This window comes from Streptomyces sparsogenes subsp. cuspidosporus, from assembly GCF_039532705.1.
In the GTDB taxonomy this organism is placed as follows: domain Bacteria; phylum Actinomycetota; class Actinomycetes; order Streptomycetales; family Streptomycetaceae; genus Streptomyces; species Streptomyces sparsogenes.
Genome location: NZ_BAAASD010000098.1, coordinates 1 through 6,722, shown reverse-complemented (window position 1 = coordinate 6,722; position 6,722 = coordinate 1). Strand labels below are relative to the sequence as shown.

Annotated in this window: 6 protein-coding genes; 2 read left to right on the top strand and 4 right to left on the bottom strand. The window is 72.9% G+C overall.

The annotated features are described in order from the left end of the window. Positions 1-47: 47 nt before the first annotated feature. The 4 genes from ABFY07_RS42310 to ABFY07_RS42295 all read right to left on the bottom strand — a co-directional run bounded on the left by ABFY07_RS42310 (position 48) and on the right by ABFY07_RS42295 (position 4,665). Entirely contained in the window at positions 48-668 is a 621-nt protein-coding gene (locus tag ABFY07_RS42310; RefSeq protein WP_346179560.1) for a DoxX family protein, read from the bottom strand. A 145-nt stretch (positions 669-813) separates the two neighbouring features. Further along, a complete protein-coding gene (gene gndA, locus ABFY07_RS42305; RefSeq protein ID WP_346179559.1) occupies positions 814-2,262 on the bottom strand; it encodes an NADP-dependent phosphogluconate dehydrogenase in 1,449 nt (482 codons plus the stop codon). Between the two features lie 193 nt (positions 2,263-2,455). Next, on the bottom strand, positions 2,456-3,376 hold the full coding sequence (locus tag ABFY07_RS42300) for an AEC family transporter (protein WP_346179558.1): 921 nt from the start codon (positions 3,374-3,376) through the stop codon (positions 2,456-2,458). Positions 3,377-3,450: 74 nt separating this feature from the next. Continuing rightward, positions 3,451-4,665, bottom strand: a complete 1,215-nt coding sequence (locus tag ABFY07_RS42295) for a pyridoxal phosphate-dependent aminotransferase (protein ID WP_065967365.1) — start codon at positions 4,663-4,665, stop codon at positions 3,451-3,453. Positions 4,666-4,751: 86 nt separating this feature from the next. Here ABFY07_RS42295 and ABFY07_RS42290 point away from each other — a divergent pair, with 86 nt between their 5' ends. Next, positions 4,752-5,408, top strand: coding sequence for a winged helix-turn-helix transcriptional regulator (locus ABFY07_RS42290; RefSeq protein WP_428837122.1), 657 nt, complete (start codon positions 4,752-4,754; stop codon positions 5,406-5,408). 134 nt (positions 5,409-5,542) lie between these two features. After that, positions 5,543-6,722 (top strand): Clp protease N-terminal domain-containing protein (locus tag ABFY07_RS42285; protein ID WP_346179556.1); only part of this gene is annotated, 1,180 nt, incomplete at its 3' end.

The window sequence follows — 6,722 nt, the reverse complement described above, 5'->3', positions numbered from 1 at the left end:
CCGCGCCGCCCCCCCCCGGGCTGTCCGGGAGGGGCCCGGCGCGCCGGTCAGGCGGCGCGGGGGAGCGGGCGGCGCGGGCGTAAGCCGCGGATGCCGATGGTGATCGCCGCCAGGACGGCCGCGAGCACCAGCATCGCCACCCCGTAGACCACGCGGTGGGACCGCAGCCCCGGAATCAGCGCGTCGAGGGCGATCCGGCCCGGGCCGCTCAAGGCGAGCCCTGCCGCGCCCGCGCCGATGAGCAGGGGGAACTCGAAGCCCCCGAAGAGCCCCAACGGCCAGACCACATCGACCGCGTTGGCCATCGTGCCCGCCACGGCGGCCCCCGCGATCGGCGTCAGCAACCCCGCGGCCAGTCCCAGGCCGCCGAACGTCTCGGCGACACCGGCCACCCCGGCCATGAACTTGGCCGCGGGATAGCCGAACTTCTCGAAGGCCCGGGCCGTGTTGTCGATGCCCAGGCCGCCCCACCAGCCGAACAGGTGCTGCGCGCCCCGCGCGGCGATGATCAGCCCCACCCCCAGCCGTATCACCAGCAGTCCCACGTCGTGCGCCAGCAGCACATGGGGCGCGGAACGCGGCGAGGGTGCGGCCACGTCGTACGGGCCGTGGTCGTGGTCATGCGGATCGTGGTCGTGCGGGTCGTGGTTGCGATGGTAGGCAGACATGGCGCCCTCGTCCGGTTTCGGATGCGGAACCCGGAAAACCCAGCGAGCCCGGAACCTCGTGTCCACTATGGCCCGAATGGCGGGGGTCCTCAACTCGAAGATCCCCACCGTCGACGAGGAACTCGTCCGGGTCGCGGCTCCGGTCTCACCTCCGGGTTTCGCTCCGGTCGCCGGACCACTCGGTGTGGAAGGTGCCCTCCCGGTCGACGCGCCGGTAGGTGTGGGCGCCGAAGTAGTCCCGCTGCGCCTGGACGAGGGCGGCGGGCAGCCGGTCGGCGCGCAGCCCGTCGTAGTAGGCGAGCGAGGTGGCGAAGCCGGGGGTGGGGATGGACCGCTCCGCCGCGGTGGCCACCACGGCCCGCCAGGCGTCCTGGGCCTCGCCCAGCCGGCGGGCGAACTCCTCGTCGGCGAGCAGCGTGGGCAGGCCGGGCTCGGCCGCGTAGGCGCTGCGGATCTCGTCCAGGAAACCGGCCCTGATGATGCAGCCGCCGCGCCAGATCCTGGCCACCGCGCCCAGGTCGATGTCCCAGCCGAACTGGTCGGCCGCGGTCTGGATCATGTTCCAGCCCTGCGCGTACGACACGATCTTCGACGCGTACAGGGCCTGCTCGACCCGGTCGACGAGCCGGTCGGCGTCCTGCCCGGTCAGGGCGGGCTTCTGGGGGCCGGGCAGCCGCCGGGCGGCGGCCCGCAGATCGGTGTGGCCGGACAGCGAGCGGGCGAAGACGGCCTCGGCGATGCCGGGGACCGGCGCGCCCACGTCCAGCGCGGTCTGCACGGTCCAGCGGCCGGTGCCCTTCTGCTCGGCGGCGTCGGCGACGACATCGACGAACGGGGTGCCGGTCTCCCGGTCGGTGTGGGCCAGGACCTCGGCGGTGATCTCGATGAGGTAGGAGTTCAGCATGCCGGTGTTCCAGCGGCGGAAGATGTCCGCGATCTGCGCGGGACCGCGCCCGGCCGCGCGCCGCAGCAGGTCGTACGCCTCGGCGATCAGCTGCATGTCGGCGTACTCGATGCCGTTGTGCACCATCTTGACGAAGTGTCCGGCGCCGTCCGGGCCGATGTGGGTGCAGCACGGCTCGCCGTCGACGTGCGCGCTGATCTTCTCCAGCATCGGCCCGACCGCGGCGTACGCCTCCGCGGACCCGCCGGGCATGACGGAGGGCCCGTGCAGGGCGCCCTCCTCGCCGCCGGAGACGCCCGTCCCGACGAAGTGGATGCCTCGCTCGCGCAGCGCGGCCTCGCGGCGGCGGGTGTCCTCGAAGTGGGCGTTGCCGCCGTCGATGACGATGTCCCCGGCGTCCAGCAGCGGGACGAACTCGTCGATCACCGCGTCCGTCGGCTCGCCCGCCTTCACCATCACCACCAGCCGCCGGGGCCGCTCCAGCGCGGCCACGAACTCCTCGGGCTTCTCGGCCGGCACGAAGGAGCCCTCGTGCCCGAACTCCTCGATCAGGGAGCGGGTGCGGGCGGGGGTCCGGTTGTGCACCGCGACGGTGTAGCCGTTCCGGGCGAAGTTGCGGGCGAGATTCCGGCCCATCACGGCGAGCCCGGTGACTCCGATGGAGGCGGGGGACGACGCGGAGGGTGCCATGGCTGTTCCTCGTTTCCTGGCGGGGGTCCGAGCGACATCGACGGTAGCCGGGCCGCCCGGTGTGCGCAGCGCGACACTCACATCCGGCGCATGGTGCGGCGGACGGGAATGTCCTCGGTGTTCACTGCCCGCCCGGGCGGTTCCCATGCGGTTCCCGGCGGTTTCCCTGTGCCATGGGCGGGACCGGCGCCGCTCAGCCCAGCAGGGCCGTCACCGTGAGCAGCACGGGGGCCGCGAGGAACGTGGACAGCAGGATCGACTCGCGGGCCAGCCCGGTCGCGGTCTGGTACCGCACCGCGTAGGTGAAGAGGTTCTGCGCCGCCGGGAGCGCGGAGGTGACGACGGCGGCGAAGAGCGCGGCGCCGCCGAGCCCGAACACCCCGGCCGCGATGGCCCACGCCACCAACGGCTGCGCGAAGGACTTCAGCGCCACCGACAGCAGCACCGCGGCCCGGTCCTCGCCGCGCCCGAGCAGGGTGCTGCCCGGCAGCGAGATGCCGAAGGCCAGCAGCACCCCGGGCACCGCCATCCCGCCCAGCAGCGACACCGGCTCCATGACCGGCCCGGGAATCCGCCAGCCGGCGGCGGCCACCACCACCCCGGACAGGGAACCGGCGACCACCGGGTTGCGCACCGGGGAGGTGAGCCGGCGCAGGAGCGAGGGCCGTTCCTCGCAGCGGCTCAGATCGATGACGGTCAGGGCGATCGGGGACACGACGAGCTGCTGGAAGAGCAGCACCGGCGCGATGAGGGAGGCGTCCCCCAGGACGTACATGGCGACGGGGATGCCCAGGTTCCCGGAGTTGACGTAAGACGAGCACAGCGCGCCGATCGTCGTCCGGCCGACGCTCCAGCGGCGTACGGCGCCCACCGCGATGAACGTCCCCGCGACGACGAACGTACTCAAGCCGGTGACGAGCATCGGGACCGACAGCAGGACGGAGAGGTCCGCCCGCGCGACGGTGGAGAACAGCAGGGCCGGGCTGGCGACCTGGAAGGCGAGCCTGGTGAGCACATCGCGCCCGTGTTCCCCCAGCGAGCCGCGGCGGCCCAGGACGTAACCGGTGACCACGATGCTCGCGATGACGCCGAAACCAGAGATCACCCCGCCCATGAGCATGCACCCTACAAGCAGTTGCCCGCCCGCGGGCGCGGGACCCGCGCGGCGGCGGGGTCACGTCCCCGCGGTCACGACTGCCGGTATCCGCCGAGGAACCGTCCGATCCGGCTGATGGCCGACTCGAGGTCGTCGACGTGCGGGAGGGTGAGGATGCGGAAGTGGTCGGGGCGCGGCCAGTTGAAACCGGTGCCCTGCACCACCTGGATCTTCTCGCGCAGCAGCAGGTCCAGGACGAACCGCTCGTCGTCGTGGATCCGGTGGACGCCGAGGTCGATGCGCGGGAACGCGTACAGCGCGCCCTTGGGTTTGACGCAGGACACTCCGGGGATCTCGTTCAGCTTCTCCCACGCGCGGTCGCGCTGCTCGTGCAGCCGGCCGCCGGGCAGCACCAGGTCCTCGATGGACTGCCGGCCGCCGAGGGCCGCCTGGATGGCGAACTGCGCCGGGGTGTTGGGGCACAGGCGCATCGAGGCCAGCATGGTCAGGCCCTCGAGGTAGTTCCTGGCGTGCTGCCTGGGGCCGGAGACGACCACCCAGCCGGACCGGAACCCGGCCACCCGGTACGCCTTGGACAGCCCGCTGAAGGTCAGGCACACCAGGTCGGGGGCGAGCACGGCGGGGCTGTGGTGGACCGCCCCGTCGTAGAGGATCTTGTCGTAGATCTCGTCGGAGAAGACCATCAGGTGGTGGCGGCGCGCCAGGTCCAGGATGCCCTCGAGGATCTCGCGCGGATAGACCGCCCCGGTGGGGTTGTTCGGGCTGATGATCACCACGGCCCGCGTACGGTCGGTGATCTTCGAGGCCATGTCGTCGAGGTCCGGGTACCAGTCGGCGGACTCGTCGCACACGTAGTGCACGGCCTTGCCGCCCGCCAGGGTGGTGACCGCCGTCCACAGCGGGAAGTCGGGGGCGGGGATCAGGATCTCGTCCCCGTCCTCGACCAGGGCCTGGACGGCCATGGACACCAGCTCGGAGACGCCGTTGCCCAGGAAGACGTCGTCCACGCCGATGTCCTCCAGGCCGCGCCGCTGGTAGTGCTGGACCACGGCGCGGCGGGCGGGGAGGATGCCGCGCGAGTCGCTGTAGCCATGGGCCTGCGGCAACATCCGGATCATGTCCTGGAGGATCTCCTCCGGGGCCTCGAACCCGAACAGCGCCGGATTGCCCGTGTTGAGGCGCAGCACGCTGTGGCCGGCCTCCTCCAGCGCGTTGGCGTGCTCGATCACCGGCCCCCGGATCTCGTAGCAGACCTCGCTGAGCTTGCTCGACTGCCGGAACTCCATGTCGCGCCCTCCCGGTTCGCTCCGCCTCATCGTTCGACGACGGCTTGCTTTGTTCTACCAAGGCGCCACTTGGAAAGTCCAACTTAATGGCTAGACTGGGACGCATGCCACGCCGAAGCTATGACCAGTACTGCGCGATCGCGCGGGCCCTCGATGCCGTCGGTGACCGGTGGACGCTGCTGATCGCGCGGGAGTTGCTGGCGGGCCCCCGCAGATACACCGACCTCCACACCGATCTGCCGGGCGTCAGCACGGACATGCTCGCCTCACGGCTGAAGGACATGGAGCGTGACGGCGTCCTCGCCCGCCGGAAACTGCCGCCCCCCGCCTCGGCCTCCGTCTACGAGCTCACCCCCCACGGCCGCGCCCTGCTGCCGGTCCTCACCGCCCTCGCCGCCTGGGGCGCGCCCGCGCTGGCCGAGCGGCAGCCCACCGACGCCATCCGGGCCCACTGGTTCGCCCTCCCCCTGCTGCACCGGCTGGGGCGCCTCGCCGCGGACCGGGAAGGCGTCGTCGACGTGGTGCTGGAGGAGGGCGGCTTCCACCTGGTCCTCGGCGGCGCCGAACCCTCGTACGGGGACGGGCCGGCCGAGCGCGCGGACGCCCGGCTGGTCCTGGACGCCGACAGCTGTGTCGCCCTCGCCCAGGGCACGCTCACCGTCGCCGACGGCATCGCCACCGGAGCCATCGAGATGACCGGGACCGGCCCGCTCGCCGACGCGCTGCGCGGCGCCACCTCCTGACCGCGCGCCCCCTCCGTCTCCGCCGGGCGTGATGTGCGCCACGGGGTGTTACCCCCGCGCCCGGCGGGCACCCGGCCCGCACACGCCTGGCAACACAACCTGCCCCGGGCGCCGCCCGGGCGGAACGGAGGGCAATGAGCAGCGGGTTCACGGGTCCGCGGGGCTTCGGTCCGGACCCGTTCGGAGACTTCCTGGCACGCTTCCTCGGCAGCGGAGCGCCGTCGGGACCCCGGCAGATCGACCTCGGCAGGCTGATGAGCGGGGCCACCCGGCAACTGGTCGCCGCCGCGGCCGCCTACGCCGGCGACCACGGCAGCACCGACCTGGACACCGAGCATCTGCTGCGGGCCGCGCTGGCCGTCGAGCCGACCCGCGGCATGGTCGCGCGGACCGGGGCCGACCCGGACGAGCTGGCCGCCCGGATCGACGAGACCGCCGGCGAGGGGCCGCCACAGACCTCACTGTCGGTCACCCCCGCGGTCAAGCGGGCCCTGCTGGACGCCCACGAGCTGGCCCGGGCCGCCGGCGACTCCTACATCGGCCCGGAACACGTCCTCAAGGCGCTGGCGGCCAACCCCGACTCCGCCGCCGGCAGCATCCTGGGCGCCGGCCGCCCCGATCCCGTCTCCGGGCCGCAGTACCGGCCGCCGGGCGGGGCGGCCCCCACCATCCCCCAGCGGCCCGGGAAACCGCACGACACCCCGACCCTGGACAGGTACGGCCGCGACCTGACCGAGTTGGCCGGCGAGGGCCGGATCGACCCGGTGATCGGGCGCGACGAGGAGATCGAGCAGACCATCGAGGTGCTCGCGCGGCGGGGCAAGAACAACCCCGTCCTCATCGGCGACGCGGGTGTCGGCAAGACCGCCGTCGTCGAAGGGCTGGCGCAGCGCATCGCCGACGGCGACGCGCCCGACACCCTCCTCGGCCGCCGGCTGGTCGCCCTCGACCTGTCCGGCGTCGTGGCCGGCACCCGCTACCGCGGCGACTTCGAGGAGCGGCTGAACCGCATCATCGAGGAGATCCGGGCGCACTCCGGCGAGACGATGGTCTTCATCGACGAGCTGCACACCGTCGTCGGCGCCGGAGGCGGTGGCTCCGAAGGCGGGTCGATGGACGCGGGCAACATGTTCAAGCCCGCCCTGGCCCGCGGCGAACTCCATGTCATCGGGGCCACCACGGTGGACGAGTACCGCCGTCACATCGAGAAGGACGCGGCGCTGGCGCGGCGTTTCCAGCCCATCATGGTGCCCGAACCGGCCGCGGCCGACGCGCTGGAGATCCTGCGCGGGCTGCGCGACCGCTACGAGGCGC